General features: G+C 48.0%; 16 protein-coding genes. 3 read left to right on the plus strand and 13 right to left on the minus strand.

Features of this window, described 5'->3' with window-relative positions; genetic code table 11:
* Window positions 1–63: 63 nt before the first annotated feature.
* The 6 genes from alaS to cymR form a co-directional block, all read right to left on the minus strand.
* The gene (alaS, locus tag RS891_RS25030; protein WP_113053440.1) at window positions 64–2,694 is read right to left on the minus strand and encodes an alanine--tRNA ligase; all 2,631 of its coding nucleotides are present in this window, start codon (window positions 2,692–2,694) and stop codon (window positions 64–66) included.
* 421 nt (window positions 2,695–3,115) lie between these two features.
* Complete coding sequence (locus RS891_RS25035; protein ID WP_076287766.1) at window positions 3,116–4,183, minus strand: AI-2E family transporter; 1,068 nt, start codon at window positions 4,181–4,183, stop codon at window positions 3,116–3,118.
* Window positions 4,184–4,434: 251 nt separating this feature from the next.
* Window positions 4,435–4,644 (minus strand): hypothetical protein, encoded by a 210-nt coding sequence (locus tag RS891_RS25040; protein WP_024633070.1) that lies wholly within the window; start codon window positions 4,642–4,644, stop codon window positions 4,435–4,437.
* Between the two features lie 10 nt (window positions 4,645–4,654).
* The gene (locus RS891_RS25045; RefSeq protein ID WP_024633069.1) at window positions 4,655–5,176 is read right to left on the minus strand and encodes a PRC-barrel domain-containing protein; all 522 of its coding nucleotides are present in this window, start codon (window positions 5,174–5,176) and stop codon (window positions 4,655–4,657) included.
* Window positions 5,177–5,340: 164 nt separating this feature from the next.
* Window positions 5,341–6,492 (minus strand): cysteine desulfurase family protein, encoded by a 1,152-nt coding sequence (locus RS891_RS25050; protein WP_315793524.1) that lies wholly within the window; start codon window positions 6,490–6,492, stop codon window positions 5,341–5,343.
* A 123-nt stretch (window positions 6,493–6,615) separates the two neighbouring features.
* Window positions 6,616–7,035 (minus strand): cysteine metabolism transcriptional regulator CymR, encoded by a 420-nt coding sequence (cymR, locus tag RS891_RS25055; RefSeq protein WP_076287765.1) that lies wholly within the window; start codon window positions 7,033–7,035, stop codon window positions 6,616–6,618.
* Between the two features lie 323 nt (window positions 7,036–7,358).
* On the opposite strand from cymR, the gene mnmA reads away from it, so the two are divergent.
* Entirely contained in the window at window positions 7,359–8,480 is a 1,122-nt protein-coding gene (gene mnmA / locus RS891_RS25060; protein ID WP_076287764.1) for a tRNA 2-thiouridine(34) synthase MnmA, read from the plus strand.
* A gap of 144 nt (window positions 8,481–8,624) precedes the next feature.
* Here the strand turns inward: mnmA and crcB (RS891_RS25065) are convergent, their stop codons facing one another.
* The 4 genes from crcB (RS891_RS25065) to RS891_RS25080 are packed head-to-tail and all read right to left on the minus strand — an operon-like array spanning window position 8,625 to window position 11,648.
* Window positions 8,625–8,984: a fluoride efflux transporter CrcB gene (gene crcB / locus RS891_RS25065; protein ID WP_315793525.1), complete on the minus strand. Its 360-nt coding sequence runs from the start codon at window positions 8,982–8,984 to the stop codon at window positions 8,625–8,627.
* A complete protein-coding gene (gene crcB, locus RS891_RS25070) occupies window positions 8,981–9,382 on the minus strand; it encodes a fluoride efflux transporter CrcB (RefSeq protein ID WP_113053436.1) in 402 nt (133 codons plus the stop codon). The genes crcB (RS891_RS25065) and crcB (RS891_RS25070) overlap by 4 nt, the downstream gene beginning before the upstream one ends.
* Window positions 9,383–9,410: 28 nt before the next feature.
* A complete protein-coding gene (locus RS891_RS25075; RefSeq protein ID WP_113053435.1) occupies window positions 9,411–10,718 on the minus strand; it encodes a replication-associated recombination protein A in 1,308 nt (435 codons plus the stop codon).
* A gap of 51 nt (window positions 10,719–10,769) precedes the next feature.
* On the minus strand, window positions 10,770–11,648 hold the full coding sequence (locus tag RS891_RS25080) for a LysR family transcriptional regulator (RefSeq protein WP_315793526.1): 879 nt from the start codon (window positions 11,646–11,648) through the stop codon (window positions 10,770–10,772).
* Window positions 11,649–11,810: 162 nt separating this feature from the next.
* Here RS891_RS25080 and RS891_RS25085 point away from each other — a divergent pair, with 162 nt between their 5' ends.
* Window positions 11,811–12,551, plus strand: coding sequence for an SDR family NAD(P)-dependent oxidoreductase (locus RS891_RS25085; protein ID WP_315796428.1), 741 nt, complete (start codon window positions 11,811–11,813; stop codon window positions 12,549–12,551).
* Window positions 12,552–12,579: 28 nt separating this feature from the next.
* Window positions 12,580–13,482 (plus strand): DMT family transporter, encoded by a 903-nt coding sequence (locus tag RS891_RS25090; protein ID WP_315793527.1) that lies wholly within the window; start codon window positions 12,580–12,582, stop codon window positions 13,480–13,482.
* Window positions 13,483–13,617: 135 nt separating this feature from the next.
* On the opposite strand, the gene RS891_RS25095 is transcribed toward RS891_RS25090, so the two are convergent.
* From RS891_RS25095 to RS891_RS25105, 3 genes are all read right to left on the minus strand, one after another.
* Complete coding sequence (locus RS891_RS25095; RefSeq protein ID WP_315793528.1) at window positions 13,618–15,804, minus strand: HelD family protein; 2,187 nt, start codon at window positions 15,802–15,804, stop codon at window positions 13,618–13,620.
* A gap of 175 nt (window positions 15,805–15,979) precedes the next feature.
* Entirely contained in the window at window positions 15,980–17,773 is a 1,794-nt protein-coding gene (locus RS891_RS25100; protein WP_315793529.1) for an ABC transporter ATP-binding protein, read from the minus strand.
* Window positions 17,774–17,843: 70 nt separating this feature from the next.
* Window positions 17,844–19,142, minus strand: coding sequence for an NCS2 family permease (locus tag RS891_RS25105; RefSeq protein WP_315793530.1), 1,299 nt, complete (start codon window positions 19,140–19,142; stop codon window positions 17,844–17,846).
* Between the last annotated feature and the right edge of the window lie 307 nt (window positions 19,143–19,449).

Raw genomic sequence — 19,449 nt, forward strand, 5'->3', positions numbered from 1 at the left:
ACCGTATAAACGAACAGAACCGTTCGAACTATAGTTTTGGCGTTTGAAAGCCACTTGTTCGCTTTATGCAATATGCCCGCTAACTAGCGAAACAGCCAGTTTCAACGCTTCATCCAGCTTGCTTGCATCCTTGCCTCCGGCTTGCGCCATATCAGGACGTCCGCCACCTCCGCCGCCGCATACTGCCGCAACTTCTTTGACGATTTTACCTGCATGCAGCCCTTGTTTTACCTGTTCAGCAGGGACAGCTACAACGAAATTCACTTTGCCATCAGAGGGAGCACCCAGTACGAGTACTGCATCAGGCAGTTTTACTTTTAATTCATCAGCCACTGTACGCAGTGCATCCATATTCGGAGCATCGACACGAGCTGCAAGCAATTGTGTGTTTCCTGCTTGTACCACTTGATCTGTTAATGCGCCTGCTTCCATGGCACTCAGTTTGCTTTGAAGTGATTCAGTCTCTCTGGCAGCTTCTTTCAATTGCTGATTCAGTCCTTCAATGCGTTTAGGCACATCCGTCACATTTGCTTTGAGCAGGGTTGCGGATTGTTTGAGCAATTCAAGCTGACTTTCTACATACAGATACGCGCCACGGCCAGTCACAGCTTCGATCCGACGTACGCCGGAGCCGATACCGCTCTCGCTCACCAGCTTGAAGATACCGATCTCTGATGTATTATTTACGTGACAGCCGCCACAAAGTTCCAAACTATAATCTCCGACTTGTACCACACGTACGATATCGCCGTATTTTTCACCGAACAATGCCATTGCGCCCATTTCTTTGGCTTCATCAATAGCTTTCAGTTCTATGTTTACGTTCAGGCGATTCCAGATCTGCTCGTTCACCTGACGCTCGATCTCTGTTAATTCTTCCGGTGTAATGCTGCCGAAGTGCGAGAAGTCAAAGCGCAGACGCTGAGGCTCTACAAGTGATCCTGCCTGATTTACATGTGTTCCGAGCACATCTTTGAGCGCTTTGTGCAGCAAATGGGTTGCGGTATGGTTTTTGATAATATCGCCGCGTTTGGACGCATCCACTTCAGCTTTAATCACATCACCTACACGCAGTTCACCGGACTCTACACTCACCAGATGTACGTGTTGTCCCAGCGGAGCTTTGAACAGGCCTTGCACTTTTGCTGTTACACTTGCTCCGCGCAGCAAGCCCTGGTCACTCACTTGTCCGCCACTTTCCGCATAGAACGGAGTCTTGTCAAGGATGACCTGACATGTCTGTCCTTCGCTTACGGAGTCTACCAGTGCGTCACCAGCAACGATGGCTACCACTTTTGCTTCCGTCAACAGGTCATTATAACCAACAAACTCGCTTTTAACCGCAAGATCAGCAAGTGGTCCGCCTTGAACCTTCATGCTCTCGTTTTCCTGACGTCCTGCACGACCAAGCTCACGCTGCTTCTGCATGGAAGCATCAAAACCTTCACGATCTACTGTCAGACCATGCTCTGCTGCATAATCTTCTGTCAGGTCAAACGGGAAACCGTACGTATCATACAGTTTGAACGCTTCAGGCCCGCTAATAACCGTACGTCCTTCGGACTTGGCTGTGCCGCTGATATCAGCCAGAATAGCCAGACCATCTGTGAGTGTTTCGTGGAAACGCTCTTCCTCGGTTTTGATCACTTTAGCGATAAACTCCTGTTTGTCCACGACTTCCGGATAGTACATCCCCATCACTTCACCAACAGTCGTTGTCAGTTCATACAGGAATGGACGGTCGAGTCCCAATACTTTTCCGTAACGTACAGCACGACGGAGCAAACGGCGAATGACATATCCGCGACCTTCATTGCTTGGCAGTACGCCATCACCTACAGCAAAGGCAACGGTCCGAATGTGGTCGGCAATAACTTTCAGTGCAACGTCAATTTCTACGCTGTCATTATATTTCACACCGGCAAGAGCCGCTGTTCTTTGAATCATCGGTTGGAACAGATCTGTGTCAAAGTTGGAATCCACATTTTGCAGAATGGATGCAAAACGCTCCAGACCTGCACCTGTATCAATATTTTTGTTCGGAAGCGGTGTGTAGCTGCCGTCCTTGTTGTGATTGAACTGGGAGAATACCAGGTTCCATACTTCCAGGTAACGTTCATTTTCCCCACCTGGATACATCTCGGGATCATTCATATCGTTGCCATAAGCTTCGCCGCGATCATAGAAAATTTCGGTACATGGTCCACAAGGGCCTTCACCGATATCCCAGAAGTTTTCATCCAGTTTGATGATACGCTCAGCAGGCAAGCCTACTTTTTCGTTCCACAGTTTGAAGGCCTCTTCGTCTTCAGGGTATACCGTTACGGAGAGACGTTCCGGATCGAAACCGATCCATTCTTTGCTTGTGAGAAATTCCCATGCCCAAGTAATCGTCTCTTCCTTGAAATAGTCTCCGATGGAGAAGTTACCGAGCATTTCGAAGAACGTATGGTGACGGCGAGTTTTACCGACATTTTCAATATCGTTTGTACGAATACATTTTTGGGAGTTGGCGAGACGCGGGTTCTCCGGTTTCTCCCGACCGTCAAAATACGGTTTCAACGGTGCCATACCCGCATTGATCCACAGAAGGGATGGATCATTATGAGGTACAAGCGATGCGCTTGGCTCGATTTTGTGACCTTTACTTGCAAAAAATTCTATCCATTTGGACCGGATTTCACTGGCTTTCATACGGTGTGCCCCCAATTATTATAATAGTCCGGTGCATGTTTGCTCCGGGTTGTTAACAAGTAAAAACAAACACAAAAAACGCCCCTGATAGTCAGGGACGATTATAATCGCGGTACCACCCTGGTTATTGCTGTTCATCCGCAGATGAAACAAACAATCTCCTCGTTGATGCGAAATAACGGTCGCTCCCGGCAGGGTTGTCCTGCACTCCGAAATCAGCTTTCCGCCGCTTCAACTTTCAAGACTCTTCCAGCCATCGGGCTCAGATTACATCTGATCCGAAGAAGTCTATTCTCTGAGGAAAGGAACCCTCGGCGTACTTCATTTCATCATCGATTTCTTGTTCTAAACATACCCCTCCATTATATCGATATGCCTATATGGTGTCAACGCACCCTTTTGGACCAAACTGCTGTTACGATCAGTCCGTTCTTCGTTTAATGTAATAGGCAAAAAAGTGCTGCACAATGACTTTCAGAACAGCAAAGACTGGCACCGCCAGAATGAGACCCACTATCCCCGCCAGTTCACCTCCCACAAGGAGTGCGAAGATAATCGACAACGGATGCAGATGCAGAGTCCGCCCTACCACTTGAGGGGAGATGACGTTGCTCTCCAGCACCTGGCATAGTGTGTTCACAATGACAACGAAGAGCACCATTTTGAACGATACCGTAGAAGCCATCACCACTGCAGGAGCAGCTCCAAGAAACGGCCCCAAATAAGGCACGATGTTAAATACAGCGACAATGCTGGCGAGCAGAAGTGCATAAGGCATATCAATGACGATGTAACCGATATAGGCAAAGATGCCTACAATCACACAGACGATAAACTGTCCACGAATATAGTTTCCCAAGGCCGTGTCAATCTCTTTCATAACCGAAACAATGGCCTTGCGTCGTGAGCGAGGCAGGTACGCCACAATTGTACGTTCGAACACCTCAAAATCTTTTAACATATAGAAAATGAGAAATGGCACGATAAACACGTTGAATAACACATTGATGGTTGTCCCGATATTATCCATCAGCTTTGTAATCCCCTGGGTCAGACGATCCTCCATCTGGAAAAACCAGCTGTTCATACCTGTACGCACACTTGGTGGCATTAATTTGTGATCCATATTGTTCATCAGACTCTGGGCACGCATCGACAGCTCAGGCATATGCTCGTTCAGTTCCTCCAACTGTTCAATCAAAACCGGAATGACATTCATCAAGATGACCCCGATACAGGTGAGGAAAAAAGCATAGATTAACAGCACGGCAATGGTTCGAGGGACTTTTCGCCCTCCCAGCATGCTTACAATCGGATTGAGAACATAGGATATGATGAGAGCCACGATAAATGGTGCCAGCACTGTTTTCAGGAATCCATATATATGAAGCAGTAATGGCCGCAGCAGCCAGATAAAATACAGAATAATCAATCCGAGTAGCAGCCAGATGGCATAACGGAACAGCTTGTTTTTGGTTAATTGCTCCACTTGCATCTCTCCCTTTTGGACTGGCTCTGAAAGTCAGTATATGTAAGGAAGGGAATATTTATTAACACACAAAAAAAGCGCCCCCTTCATAATGAAGGAGACGCATCTTGTGATCCGGGTTAGCATATATTTATACAAGTTCCCTTGAACCACTATGTAACCGCAGCTATATACATCTGTCATCATTTCATGACAGCATTCAATGACAGTCTTTGTCATGAAACCGCATATAGAAGAAGTTAAACTTCTTATTAAGAAGAAGCATGAAGATGAGGGAAGTCTTGCGGCAGCTCTTCCCCGAAGAACAGATCATCGAGGGAACTGAGCGTGCCGTCTTCTTCCACTTGGTATACAGACATTTTCTCACCGTTCACTGTTAATTCGATAAAGCATCCCCAGCAATAAAACTGGTGGGAACCGATTTTCCCAATATCTTTGGAACTACAGTTTGGACATTTCATATTCATTCACCTATCCATTAACAGAATGAATGGCATTTTCCAAGCGCTGTTCACTCAGCGGCGGCACCATAATGGCACTTTCCCCAATAGACATATCGCTTGTACATGGCAGCCATTTGCGGCCCTCAATCAAATCGGACACAAAACCGTCCGTAATTTCAATCCCTATTATTGTATTTCCCAACTCCTGGTCAAAATAAACATCAGAGACACGTCCAAGCAGCAAACCTTCTTCAGTGAGCACGGACATCTCCTTCAATTTAGACTGGCCGAGGAGGTACGTGTGTTTTATGTCGTCGGCTCCCGTTTTGCGGACAGCCTGTTGATTACGGATCATGACGGCATCTTCGCCGTAGGCAACGATATCTTGCCACTGCACGATTTTGACATGACTGGTAAACAGGCCTTTGTTTTCAAGTTCAATGCCTTCAATTTTCCAATCGTCATTCACAATGAAATCCTGGATTTTACCGACCTGCTTTCCATCCTCAACGTCAAAAACGGCAAGTCCGATCATTTCCTGAAGCTTCATCGCAGGGTCCTCCTCATCTTCTTATCATTAAATAGTCGCGGCGCTATTGCTAGGTATGCCCAAAGTTGATGAGTGGCAATCAGACGCCGATCATCAAAACCGCTTCTATCCAACCGATGAAATGGAACTTCTTCCCTCCTTCTGTTCCATGTGCAAAGAGCCCCTTAGGCTCTATTACGCAGTCGCCCAAGAATGGTTCCAATTTTTTCGGCGGTTATCATGATTTCTTCCGTAGTATTACCCAACCCCCAGCTAAAACGAATCGCGGAATGCAAAAATGTCTCCGGCAGCTTCATCGCTTTCAGTACATGGGATACTTCGAGTGAACCAGAAGTACATGCCGAACCGCTCGCAACTGCGATGCCTTCCATATCCAGATTCATGAGCATCGTCTCTGTGGATACTTCCGGAAAGCTGATGTTCAGGATATTGGGCAGCGTATATTCCGGATGTCCGTTAACGTGGAAATGCTCCAATCCTACATACTGCTCCAATTGTTCCAGCAGCAATGATCGCAATGCCAGATCATGTTCACGTCGTGCCTCGGCTTGTTCTCCTGATATTTTCAACGCCTCCGCAAAGCCAGCGATACCCGCAATATTCTCGGTACCTGCACGTCGCTGCCGTTCCTGAAGGCCACCGTGAGATCTCGCTTCTAGCACAATTCCACGCCGTATATAGAGTGCACCCACGCCTTGAGGGCCATTAATTTTATGAGCAGAGAAGCTGATCAGATCCACAGGCAGTTCCTTGCAGGAAATTCCCTGGCTGCCAAGAGCCTGAACTGCATCAGTATGGAACAAAATATCATGTTGACGAGCCAGTTCACCAATTTCGCGGATAGGCTGAATTGTGCCCACTTCATTGTTGGCATACATCATGGTGATCAACACTGTATCGGGCCGAATGGCCTCTTTCAGCTCTTCCAGACGTATTCTTCCGTACTCATCTACAGGCAAATAAGTCACGTCATAGCCTTGTCGCTCCAGCTCCTGACAAGTATGCAGTACCGCATGATGTTCAATGGCCGTTGTAATGATGTGCCGTCCCCGTTCGTTTCTCGCTGAAACAGCGCCAAATATCGCCAGATTGTCACTTTCCGTGCCGCCTCCGGTAAATACGAGTTCATCTGGGAAACAACCCAAAGACGCCGCAATGACATCCCTTGCTCCACTGACGGTCCGTTTGGCTTCACGCCCAAAGGCGTGGATACTTGATGCATTGCCATATTGCCCTGTCATCACTTTCATCATCGCTTCCGCGACTTGTGGGTGCATAGGTGTAGATGCGGCGTGATCCAAATATATTCTTTTCATTGATTTCACCCCGTTATATGTTGGACTTCCATATTTTCAAACCATAAAGTAGCTTGTTGCATGGCTAAAGCCCCCAATATGGGGGCTTTAGTGTGTCGTCTGTGATGCTCATCACCAACTATGTTAGATATAGAACATGTAGGAGTCTTTTTGTTCTTGATCCTGGAATGTAATCAGATCTTTCAGCGTTGTTGAATCCAATACTTCTGCAATGCTGTCACGGATGCGCAACCACAAGTCGCGCTTCGCCGGATCATCTTCCTCTGTGAAATCCACTGGAGAGATCGGACCTTCCAGTACACGAATAACATCCCCTGCCGTTACAGTAGCAGGGTCGCCTGCCAGAATGTAACCGCCGTAGGCGCCACGGATACTTTTGACCAGTCCTGCATTACGCAGAGGAGCGATCAATTGCTCCAAATAATGCTCCGAGAGCTGGTTGCGCTCGGCAATACTTTTCAAAGATGTCGGGCCTTCGCCTGTTCTGGCTGCCAGCTCCATCATGATTGTGAGGCCGTAACGGCCTTTTGTCGATATTTTCAAAGGAGTCACCTCTTTCAATTTTCGAAAAAACAAGTTGTAAAACATAAAATAACAGGATGTGGTCCAAGACCGTCTTTCCAGGATCCGCCACAGCGGGATATGAAAAATACAGACCTAGTCCCTCTAATCCTCCGTATTCCGATCATAACCCTCAGCTAATGTTAACATATCTGCATGCTTTATGGAAAAGAAAGATTGACGAAATTGCAAAATGTGCGCCTGTGGTGGACACTATCCAAAGTTGGCCGGGTGTATCGTAACTTGAGTCCGGTTATGCTAGAATAAGAAACGAAACACATTTATATAGAGAAATGGTGATAACGATGTCCAAAACAATTGAAAATACACGGGTCGTCGTTGGCATGTCCGGAGGTGTCGATTCTTCCGTCACCGCACTGCTGCTGAAAGAGCAGGGTTACGATGTCATCGGCATTTTCATGAAAAACTGGGATGACACGGACGAGTTCGGCCACTGTACCGCTGAAGAAGATTCAGAGGACGTACGCCGGGTTTGCGAACAGATCGGCATTCCTTACTACACTGTCAACTTCGAGAAAGAGTACTTTGATAAAGTATTTTCCTATTTCCTTGATGAATATAAGTCGGGTCGTACTCCGAATCCTGATGTCATGTGTAATCGTGAGATCAAATTCGGCGAATTCCTGAACAAAGCGCTGGATCTCGGCGCTGACTATGTGGCTACAGGCCACTATGCTCGCCTCATTGAAGAAGATGGAACGTTCAAACTGCTGCGCGGTGTGGACAGTAACAAAGACCAAACGTACTTCCTCAATGCACTGAATCAGAACCAACTGTCCAAAGCCATGTTCCCGATTGGTCATCTTCCAAAACCGGAAGTGCGCAAAATTGCAGAAGCGGCTGGCCTCTACACCGCGAAGAAAAAAGATAGCACAGGTGTGTGCTTCATCGGTGAGCGCAACTTCAAAGAGTTCCTGAGCAACTATCTACCTGCCAAAGGCGGAGACATGGTTGATATTGCAACCGGAGAAGTGAAGGGCCGTCATGATGGTCTGATGTACTATACACTTGGACAGCGTCAAGGTCTCGGCATTGGCGGTTCCGGTAATGGTGAACCCTGGTTCGTGGCAGACAAGGATCTGGAGAAAAATCAACTGCTTGTCGTTCAGGGCGATGCACATGCAAGCCTGTATTCAACCGGTCTGACTGCAACAGGTGTAAACTGGATCGCAGGTGCAGCACATATGCCTAACGTACCATTCCGTTGTACCGCCAAATTCCGCTATCGTCAGCCGGATCAGGGTGTAACCCTGACATGGCAGGAAGATGGCAGCGTGGATGTTCAGTTTGACCAACAGCAAAAAGCGATCACGCCTGGTCAAGCCGTTGTGTTTTATGATGGAGATGTATGTCTCGGCGGCGGAACGATTGATCAGGTTCAAAAAGTGCCTGTACCGGCGCTGTAATAGATTCAATAACAAAAATGAATCCATCCCCGTATGGATTTTGCGCAATACCCTGTATTCCTATAACAAAAGCCATCTTTCATGTATACCATGACGGATGGCTTTTTTCCTTCTTTTTCCTGCAAAAAAAATAATTATTTTCACTTATGCAGCCAGCCACACTCCTGCAAAAGAGGCCGCAACCCCTATCAGTACCGAACTTGTGATGTATATAACAGCTCTGAAGTAACGTTCCTGCCCCATCAGACCAAGGGTCTCATATCCAAACGTAGAGAATGTGGTATACGCGCCGCAAAATCCGGTACCCCCTATCACCCAGACTACGTCTGGGATTGAATCTGACTGATGCCAGCCATAGAGCAATCCAAGTAACAGAGAACCACTGATATTAATGACCCATGTCCCCCATGGGAAGGCCGTTCCGAGCGAACCGGATATCCATCGACCCAAACTGTAGCGAAGCACCGCACCCAGCATTCCTGCAAGACCAATCCAGATGATCAAGGTGCAACACCGTCCTGCGTCGGTTTACCCAACATTCGCTGACCAACCTTAATCCCCAATGCACACAGTAATAACCCTGCGAGTAAACTCACAACGAGGTATATAACAGCCTTACCCCACATTCCTCCTTCAGATAAACGGACCATATCGAGAGTAAAGGTGGAGAATGTGGTGAATGCCCCGGTAAACCCCGTTCCAATCGCAAGACGCAGTTGAGGCGTTATTTTACCTGGAACAGCTATGGTGAAGAACCAACCCAAAAACAGGCTCCCAATGGCATTGATCAGCAACACTGCCCAAGGGAAGCCTTCATTGGCTGCTGGCATCCATAACTGTATCCCATATCGGCATAACGTACCCAAAATCCCACCGATTCCAATATAAAAAATTTCTTTCATTGTTCAAGCATCTCCCGGGTTATCGTTCTTACAGATCTCTGCGTCGCTGTTGATTTAGACGAATCTTGGATTCGTTGCCTTGTTCCGTTGCTTCATAGAAAACACGACGTGAGAGCTGTTTCGGTAAATATTCCTGCTTCACGTAATGACCCGGATAATTATGCGGGTATTGGTAGCCTTCATGACCCAGCTTCACTGCACCGGAATAATGAGTATCCCTGAGATGAAGAGGCACCTCAGCCGATTTCACCTCATCAATGGCATTCATCGCTTTGGAGATTGCCGTGTACACCGCATTGGATTTTGGACTTTCAACAGCAAACAGAATCGCTTGGGCAATGTTCAGCTTGGCTTCAGGCCAGCCATTATTGCGATAAGCATCCAGCGCCCCGATGGCCTGGGTCATCGCCTGCGGATTTGCAAGTCCAATATCTTCACTGCTCGCTGCAATCAGACGACGTATAAACGTCATCGGGTCCATGCCCAGCTTCTCTACCGCATATAGAAACCAGAACAGTGCTGCATCACTGGAACCCCGGATGCTTTTATGAAATGCCGACAGTACATCATATTGTGTCGATTCATCTGCCTTCACAATCGGACGACGTATGGATTCTTCAGCTACATCAAGCGTAATGTGAATCGATCCATCCTTCTCTGGCGGTGTAGTCAGAGCAGCAAGTTCCAAGGCGTTTAGCGCACGCCGAATATCGCCATTGGCCATCGTCGCAATATGCTCCAATGCCTCGTCGTCGGCCTGCAGGTCCATGAATCCCAAACCTTTATCCGCATCCGCCAGTGCACGGCGCATTGCAATCAGCGAATGCTCTTTGTTCAAAGACTCCAGCTGAAACAGAGTGGAACGGCTCATCAAGGCCCCGTTCACATAATGAAAGGGATTCTCTGTCGTAGCGCCGATAAAAATAATCGTGCCCTTCTCTACCGCGGGCAGCAGCGCATCCTGACGTGAACTATTAAATCGGTGTACTTCATCGAGGAACAAAATGGTTTTTGTTCCATACAACTGCTTGTTCGTTTGCGCCTGCTCAATGACCTCACGTACATCCTTGACGGAAGCATCCACCGCATTCAGACGGACAAACTGCCCTTGGGTATGCTGGGAAATGATATGTGCCAGTGTCGTCTTGCCACACCCCGGAGGACCGTATAGCAAGATGGACGAGATCTGATCCGCTTCAATGGCGCGCCGGAGCAATTTCCCCGGTCCTATAATGTGCTCTTGCCCAATATATTCATCAAGCCGCTCAGGCCGCATTCGGTCAGCGAGCAGTCTTGCTTGAGGTTCTGAATCTTGCTGAAATGAAAATAAATCCATTGCTCATCACTTCCTTAACGGATTGCCTTTACTTGTTCCTTAAAATTCTGATTAATCGCTATTCTCTATCATATCATACTCCCGTGGCAGCATCCCCATAAATGCGCCCAGCGCACTGCTGACAAAGGCATCCTTGCGTGTGATAAAATGAGTCATCATCCGATTCAAGCCTACCGGAAGTGTGTGCTTGCGCAGTAATCCATTTTCAATCTGATGCCGAATGACGATCTCTGGTAACAGCGAAATTCCCATGCCGGATGTGACCCCGCTAATAATCGCTTCGAGGGTCCCAAATTCCATAATAACCGGACGGGTTACACCGCTAACCGCTAACCATTCCTCCAAAACCTGACGATATGAGCACCCCATGCTGTAGACCAGAATCGGTTTGCTGGTGAGTTCTTCGCCTTCCGGCCCCATACCGGAGGAGACAACGAATAGTTCCTCATCGTATACGGGAGTAGAAGCAATATCAGGGTGGTCACACGAGCAACCTATAAATGCCCCTTCCAATTCATACCCCATAACCTGATCCATAAGCACTTGGGAGTTACCTGTAGTCAATGATAAGGAGACAGCCGGATGCTGCTTATAATATTTTGCAAAAAGCTCAGGTAAACGTACTGCTGCGGCGGTCTGCGTGGAGCCTATGCGTAGTGGTCCAGAAGGTTCAATTGTAGATCTCAACGCTTTACCCGCCTCATCGAGCAGGCCTACAATTTTATCTGCATAGGTCAGCAGCATCTCACCGGCTGGAGATAACGTCATCCCCCGATTATGACGGATAAATAGCAGTGTCCCTACTTCCGATTCCAGATGTCGTATTCTTGCTGTCACATTGGACTGCACGTAACCGAGTCGCTCCGCAGCTCGAGTCAGATTTCCTTCTTTTGCGACACATTGAAATATCCTCAAATCCCCACTCTCCATTGTAAACCTCCCAACTATGACTCTATCTATTCAGACATCATTTAAAATGATATCCAATCCATTAACAATCATTATACAGTATAGCTGCTTCGAGCTACAATCGGGATAGATCAGAACACAGCACTTCTATTCGCTGAGTTCACTTAAGGAGTGTTAATGATGATGGACTGGACGAACACCGTAGCCTTGGTAACCGGAGGTGGCACAGGTATTGGCCGAGCTACCAGTGTACTGCTCGCTAGTCGTGGAGCCACCGTTGCCGTTAATTACTCTCGTTCCCAGGATGAGGCCGAAGAGACTGTTCAACATATTCTGAATACGGGAGGTCATGCTTTTGCAATTCGAGCCAATGTGGCTTCCGATGTAGAGGTTCGCCAAATGGTGGCCTTGATCACTGAAAAAGTTGGTCCTGTGACCGCACTCGTAAATAACGCCAGCATTACGCATCATATCCCAATGAAGGATCTGGAATCCGTAACGGATGACATATGGAATGAACTATATGACGTCAATGTTAAAGGCATGTTTTACTGCGCACGAGCAGTAGCGAAGGGAATGCAGCAAGCAGGCCAAGGCGCAATTGTTAACCTTGGCAGTATAGCTGGCAGCACAGGATCAGGGTCCTCCCTTCCTTACGCCGTTTCCAAGGCAGCAGTTCACGGTTTGACGAAGTCTTTGGCACATGCGCTATCCCCCGACATTCGGGTTAACGCCATTATTCCGGGTGCAGTCGCCACCCGTTGGTGGGCAGGAAAGGAAGAACAAATGCATCGTCTGGGCGGTGAGTTATTGTTGCAGCGAATAGCGGCAGGCGAAGACATTGCATATATGATATGCGCCGCACTGGAGCAACCATCCATGACCGGACAACTGATTACAGTAGATAGCGGTCAGACGTTATGAGCACGGGAAGTAAAAGGGAGGAAGCCTGATGAAGCCTTTAAAATATACGTTCCTGATCCTCGTGATCACGCTCATCATGGGAACCTCGTTTCCCGTAGGCAAAATCGGTATGATGTATGCTCCTCCCTTTTTGTTAATGGCACTTCGCTATATATTGGCAGGAGCATTACTAGCGTGGATCATCAGAAAACGTCCCATGCCTGTGGGGTGGAAACAGTGGATGCAAATCGCCGTAATCGGTCTGTTCCAGTCGGCGGGAGTGATGGGCTGTGCCTACTACAGCATGAACTGGATTAGTTCGGGAGAATCCGCCATAATCACATTTACGAATCCGTTGCTTGTCATCATCCTGAGTGCTGCTCTATATGGTGTGTCCTATCGTTTTAGCCAGTGGACCGGTGTGGTTCTCGGATTTATCGGAGTGGCGTTAACCTTTGGATTCCATCTGAGTATGAGTCCTGGGACGTGGATTGGCTTTGGCGGCGCTGTCTCTTTTGCTGTATCTACGTTGCTCATTAAACGCTGGGGTGCTGCTCATGATACATTTGTGCTTACCGCTTACCAAATGCTCGCTGGAGGCGCAGTACTGCTTCTACTGAGTGTGTTTACAGAGCAGCCTCATTTTATCGCAAATACAACATCCATCGTTGTCCTGGTATGGCTGACCATTTTCTGTTCCATCATTCAGTTCACCCTCTGGTTTTATTTGCTGCATAACACAGATCCGGCCAAAACCAGTTCCTTTCTTTTTCTGGCGCCGCTGTTTGGACTGCTGTCGAGCTTCATCTTGTTGGAAGAGCGTGTCGGCTGGATTGTCGGTGCAGGTGGGGTAATGATCTGTCTGGGCATTTTCCTGGTTAATCGTCATCCCGCCAGTCATAAGTCCGATTTGGATAATCCGGGTTTGTCCCAACGCCCATCTGCAAGTTGACCAGTAGAAGAATAACAAGGAAACTTTAGGTGATCCACTCGTTAATAATACTCATCTGAGAACATAGAAAGAGCATGGTGCTTTAATAGCGCCATGCTCTTTCTATATGTTAATGCTATGTTCAACAACAAAGGTTTACTCTGCCTCGCTGTCAGGCCAACCCTGAATGGCAACAGACTCACCTTCCGGATTGTGGGTTGCAGCAGCGTAGTCTGGCAATTGGCCGTCGTGGAACAACCACAATTCGTGCAATGCCCGTGTACAGCCAACGTATAACAGCTTCGCATCGCCCGCATTGGACAAATAGTGTTTCTCATCCGCATCTGCTACGATCACTGCATCAAACTCCAAGCCTTTCGACAAATAGACAGGTAAAACGGAGTGACCGCCTGTGTACTGTTTTTTGCCGCCGTCAATCAAGTTCAGATCCCAGCCTGCCGCCTGGAGCTCCTGATGAAGCTCTTTTGCCTCATGCAGGGTACGGGTCAGAATGGAAACTGTGCGATAGTCTTTGACCGTTAAGAGCTTCAGAGCCTGTTCAAGGCTCGCTGTGCGCCCTTCTACCCCATAGGACAATGTCCGTACGGGATCACCACTCCGGAATACAGGAATCGCTGTAATGCCGCTCTTTACGCCCCGCTCCAGAATTGTATTCGCGTAATCAATAATTTCCATCGTCGAGCGATAACTCCGGGTCAATGCAAAGTATGCATTCTGCTCCTCAGGAAACAGGGAACTCATCTCTTCCCACGCATGAACACCACGATACTCATGAATACCTTGGGACAGATCGCCCAGTATGGTGAAGGAATGTCCTTTGACAAACTGATCCAATAACGCCACATGAAAAGGAGAAAAGTCCTGCGCTTCATCAATGACGACGTGATCGAAGCGCTCGGAGCCGTCAATATCATGAACCAACGTATGAATGTACACCAATGCAGGCAAATCCTCTTCACGGATGATATCCTGCTTCAGATCTGCTGCCGTTTGCTTCATCACCAAATTGGGAATAAGCCCGCTGAGCGAGGCAGGTACCGAACCGCCTTTAACAACCTTGAACAGCTGTTTGTACAGCGTAAGTGGTTCATATTGAGGCCATTTTTTGGCGTAAGCCTTCTCACGGGTTGCCGCTTTCTTTTTACGCTCTTTGCGAACGGCTTCCGGACAAGGTTTCTTGAGTTCCATCTCAATCCAGCGGTGAATACGCGCCATAACCCGCTCTTTTCGTTTTGCCAGCGGATAATGTTTGTACTCTTCCCCAAACCAGTTCTCAATCTCGGCTTTGCTGAGCACTGCGCCATCCCATGGACTGAAGTCCATATCAGGTACGGATTCCTCTTCCATCCCGGACAGCCACTCCCGGATCAATTCCATGAAGCGAATCGAGCCTTTGTAACGCCCTGGCACATCATCATTGAGCTCAGGACGTGCATCCGGCGTTTCAAACCAGGTGTTCAAAGTCTCCGACGTGTCTGCCAAAGGCAGGTCCAGCCCCAGCAGGTTCATCGCCCAATCCGGGAATGTACGCTGCTGAATGTCCCCTACACCGAGCTCCGGGAGTACATCCGATATGTAATCCAGGAACATGTGGTTGGGTGCGAAAATAACCATTTTCTCCGCAGATACCTGCTCCTTGTACTGATACAGCAAGAAGGCAAGGCGATGCAGTGCGACGGTTGTTTTACCCGAACCAGCCACACCCTGAATGATCAATGCGGTGTTTCTCGCCGCACGAATGATCTGATCCTGCTCCGCCTGAATGGTGGATACGATATCACGAAGCTTGTTGTCTTTGTTCTCACCCAATCGATACACGAGGAATTCATCCGATACGGCTGGCTGGTCACTGTCCCGATTGTACGTATCCGCCACTCGTTCCAATATACGCTGCCGAATGACAACGTTTCGTTTCAGATAAACCAGCCCCTCAATGAGTCCCTCCGGGGCTTCATACGTTGCGGAGGCTTCCCCTCCGGTAAATGAGTAAAACAGGCTTGCGACAGGAGCACGCCAATCGATGACGAGCGGATGCTCTCCCACCTCTTCGCGGTCTACGCCGATTTTGCCAATATACAGCGGTTTCCGTGCACCACTGCCCTGTTCTTCGAAATCCAAGCGTCCGAAATAGGGTTGCTGCGCGCTCTTGGACAAGGCGGTGCGGCGCTCTTCGCGTCCGGCCTCCAGCACTTGCTCTGTGAAGTCGTGGCCGGTGTATACCGGAATGTTCTGCAGCCGTTCCAGCTGACTGTCCACTTCCTTCATCGTTCGCTCTAACCTGTACTCTTCTTCTTGATAGGCACTTTGAAAGCTGTCTGACATGTTTCAGTTACCTCCTAAGAATATGTTTTTCTGCATAGTCAATCACTGACGACACAAAAGGATACCCACTATATCATATTGATGTACAAAAAGCTACAGTAACCCGGATAACAAAATGAAAGAAACCGCTGTTCCTGTTCGCAAAGAACAGATGAACAACGGTCACCCTTTTTCATCAATCCGGTTCAGAATCCGGCTTGCCATCCTGTGCCACAAACTGTTTCTGTGCCAGTTCACGGTATACCGGATGATTGCTAATTAACTCCGCATGTGTTCCAGTTCCCGTTACATGTCCCTGTTCCAGCACAACAATCTGATCAGAGTCGACGACAGTGGACAATCGGTGTGCAATGACTACCGTCGTTCGTCCTTCCATCAGATTGGACAATGCTTGCTGCACTTCATGTTCGGAGGTGCTGTCCAGACTGGACGTGGCTTCATCAAGCATCAGAATATCCGGACTGCGCAGCAGTGCACGAGCAATAGCGATCCGTTGGCGTTGACCACCGGAGAGTTTAATCCCGCGTTCTCCCACTTCCGTGTCATAGCCCTGTGGCAATTTGTCGATAAAAGCTGACGAATACGCCATTTCTGCCGCCTGTCTAATTTCATCCATACTCGCTTCACGGCCCAGCCCGTATGTCATGTTTTCCTTAATTGTGCCTGCCATCAAAGGGCTCTCCTGTGATACATATCCAATCTTGCTTCGCCAAGAGGCTAATGAATAATCAGTTATGGCTTGTCCACCATAGGATATACTACCCGACTCTGGAAGATAGAACTGCTCCAACAGGGAGAACAGCGTTGATTTCCCGCTCCCGCTTGGCCCCACAATGGCCGTTACTTTACGGGCCGGAACGGTCAGGTTGATCCCATGCAGTACCTCTTCCCCTGTTACATAAGAGAAATGCAGATTGTTGAATGTAATCGTCTCATTGCCCTTGGGCGCAATTGTTGTGCTATGACGCGGTTCCTCTTCATGTGCCAGAATAGCCTGAATGCGTTCTGTCGCACCGACAACCTTTTGCAGACGTGAATACAATGTCGTAAATTGTCCCATCGGCATAATCACCTGGAACAACAACAGAATGAAGGCGACCAGTTCCCCCGGAGACAGCAAACCTGAAGCTACCCGCATACCTCCAACACCCAGAATAACAACCAGCACGGCCGTCATGACAAACGTAAAGAGTGGTCCAATCAACGCCAAAATCCGAGCTTCCTGCAGTCCAAAAGCAAACATCTTCCCAATACGGGAATCGCCTGCCTCCGCCTCCTGTTTCTCCGTTCCATAAGCTTTCACCAAACGGATCTCGCCAATGACTTGGCTGAGCACCGAAGTAAGACCTGCCATTTCGTCCTGCTGCTTTTTGGAGATTTTGTACATTTTACGCCCAACTGGCAACAGGATCAGCAGTGTTAGCGGCACCAGACTCAGAATAATGAGTGACATGACCCAATCCAGATAAAAAAGCAACGCTACCCCGCCCACAACCGCAACGATATTGGATACAAAAGAGACAAGATAATCCGCAATTAGCGTCATAATCTGACTTGTATCATTCGTGATTCGACTCATCGTATCACCTGTACGATTCCGATCGAAATATGGCATCGGTAGGGATAACACCTTATTCCACAGCTTTGTTCGCAGTGTCGCAACTACCCGTTGACCTGCATAGTTCAACATATAGATGCTGATGCCTGAAGCGATGGCCTGAATAACAAATGCCCCCAGAAGCAGGAAAATAACGGACTTGTTCAGCGCAGACATCGTGAGCCCATCAATCAGGCCTTTGGTCATCAAAGGCACAATTAGTCCGGCTGTCGTCTGAATAAGTGTCAGGATCAACGCTATGATTAGAATTAGTTTCGGTGGATTAGTGGCAGCAATCAGCTTCACAAAATCCTTGAATCCTTTTTTCCCTATTTTTGATTCATCTTGACCTGTATGTTGTTGCTCTTCCATTACCGTTCCTCCGTTCTCCCCTTGTTCACCAGAGATCATACGTATGAACTTACATTACGTTTCCTGTCTTTTACAATATCCCATGCAGCACAAAATTGGCCAAAAACAGAATGGCAATGCCGTACATGACTTTAGGTACCTGTTTGCCCTGACCTGCCGCGAGCTTCGCCACCGGATAGGCAATGAATCCAAATGCCATACCGTCCACAATACTATACGTAAATGGAATCATGACCATGATCAGAAAAGCCGGAAAAGCTTCCGTGAAATCACTGAAATCCATATCCTTCACACTTTGTACCATCAAGCCACCAATAATGATCAAAATCGGTGCAATAGCACTGTCCGGAATATAACCCAACAATGGAATAAAGAAGAACGTTGCACCAAACAGCACTGCGGTAACCAGTGGAGTCAAACCTGTACGCCCACCAGCCGCTATACCCGCTGTTGTCTCCGCCGCAGCTACTGGAGGACTACTTCCGAATACACCTGCCAATACGGTACTGATGGATAATGCACGTAAGCTCCCCTTGAACCGCTGGGGACGACCAATAAGATGAGTCTGGGCCGTGATCAGTCCAATATTTTCAAATACAACAATTAGCAGCAACAGGAATACTGCAATCCAGAACGCCAAATCCGCCAGCTTCACCAAAGAAAGCTCTCCAAACAAGCCTCCATATTGACGTAATGCTTCTAGAGCTGACACCGGCTCACCGGGATTTACGGCACCGAGTACATATGCAAGACCTGTCCCTGCAAGAATGCTGATCAGGAGTCCGCCCTGTACATTGCGTATAAATAAAATCAAGGCGATCACAAGAGTAACACAAGCGGTAATAACTCCAGTATCATTAAAATGTCCGATCGCCACAAACGTGGTCTGGTGTGCGATGACGATTCCGCTTTTTTGCAGACCGATGAACGTCAGAAACAAACCAATCCCCACCGTAATGCCATGCTGCAGGTTTTTCGGAATGGCCTCACTAATCATTTTATATAACGATGTAAAAGCTACGACTGCAAACAGCACACCGGTGACAGATACAACCGCCAAGGCTTCCTGCCAGCTCAATTTCATCGAATGTACGAGTGTATAAGTGAAAAATGCATTGATGCCCATGCCAGGTACAACGATAATCGGCGACTTACCACCAAATGCCATCAGCAAGCAACCTGCAATGGACGTCAGCAGAGTACCCACCATAGCCGCCTGTAGCGGCATTCCAGCATCAGCCAGAATTGTTGCATTGACCATTACGATATAAACCACGGCAAAATAGGAAATGGCTCCCGCCACAATTTCCTTCTTCCACTGGTCCCCCGGCTCCATGCCAAGACGTCTGGTCACCCATCCTTGTTTCATTCGTTCCGTTCCCCTCTCTCGATGTAAGCCGAACAAAAGTATTTACACTCTACCATTGCGCGGACAGAACAACCTTCCGATCGCTGTTATCCCCAGATTTTTAGATTTATGTTTTTAAGTTAAATCCGGTGATAGCGTATGCTTCCGATGTAGCTTTCTTTCAGAAAGCTATTAAGCGCACGCTTCGCTTCTCAGGTTTTTATGTCCTCTTCGTTCTTGTGTAAATCTTATATTCATCTTATATAGCTGCGATTTCTCTATGTATTTATCATCATTTCGCGCAGCATCACATATCATACACGCTTTT

The organism is Paenibacillus sp. BIC5C1, from assembly GCF_032399705.1.
Classification (GTDB): Bacteria; Bacillota; Bacilli; order Paenibacillales; family Paenibacillaceae; genus Paenibacillus; species Paenibacillus taichungensis_A.

Excerpts from the sequence above, each read along its gene's own strand:
- RS891_RS25100 (WP_315793529.1), bottom strand. The coding sequence starts at position 17,773 with ATGGAAGAGCAACAACATACAGGTCAAGATGAATCAAAAATAGGGAAA.
- RS891_RS25080 (WP_315793526.1), bottom strand. The coding sequence starts at position 11,648 with ATGGAGAGTGGGGATTTGAGGATATTTCAATGTGTCGCAAAAGAAGGA.
- mnmA (WP_076287764.1), top strand. The coding sequence starts at position 7,359 with ATGTCCAAAACAATTGAAAATACACGGGTCGTCGTTGGCATGTCCGGA.
- RS891_RS25090 (WP_315793527.1), top strand. The coding sequence starts at position 12,580 with ATGAAGCCTTTAAAATATACGTTCCTGATCCTCGTGATCACGCTCATC.
- RS891_RS25045 (WP_024633069.1), bottom strand. The coding sequence starts at position 5,176 with ATGAAGCTTCAGGAAATGATCGGACTTGCCGTTTTTGACGTTGAGGAT.
- RS891_RS25095 (WP_315793528.1), bottom strand. The coding sequence starts at position 15,804 with ATGTCAGACAGCTTTCAAAGTGCCTATCAAGAAGAAGAGTACAGGTTA.
- RS891_RS25105 (WP_315793530.1), bottom strand. The coding sequence starts at position 19,142 with ATGAAACAAGGATGGGTGACCAGACGTCTTGGCATGGAGCCGGGGGAC.
- RS891_RS25050 (WP_315793524.1), bottom strand. The coding sequence starts at position 6,492 with ATGAAAAGAATATATTTGGATCACGCCGCATCTACACCTATGCACCCA.
- RS891_RS25075 (WP_113053435.1), bottom strand. The coding sequence starts at position 10,718 with ATGGATTTATTTTCATTTCAGCAAGATTCAGAACCTCAAGCAAGACTG.
- RS891_RS25040 (WP_024633070.1), bottom strand. The coding sequence starts at position 4,644 with ATGAAATGTCCAAACTGTAGTTCCAAAGATATTGGGAAAATCGGTTCC.
- alaS (WP_113053440.1), bottom strand. The coding sequence starts at position 2,694 with ATGAAAGCCAGTGAAATCCGGTCCAAATGGATAGAATTTTTTGCAAGT.
- crcB (WP_113053436.1), bottom strand. The coding sequence starts at position 9,382 with ATGAAAGAAATTTTTTATATTGGAATCGGTGGGATTTTGGGTACGTTA.
- RS891_RS25085 (WP_315796428.1), top strand. The coding sequence starts at position 11,811 with ATGGACTGGACGAACACCGTAGCCTTGGTAACCGGAGGTGGCACAGGT.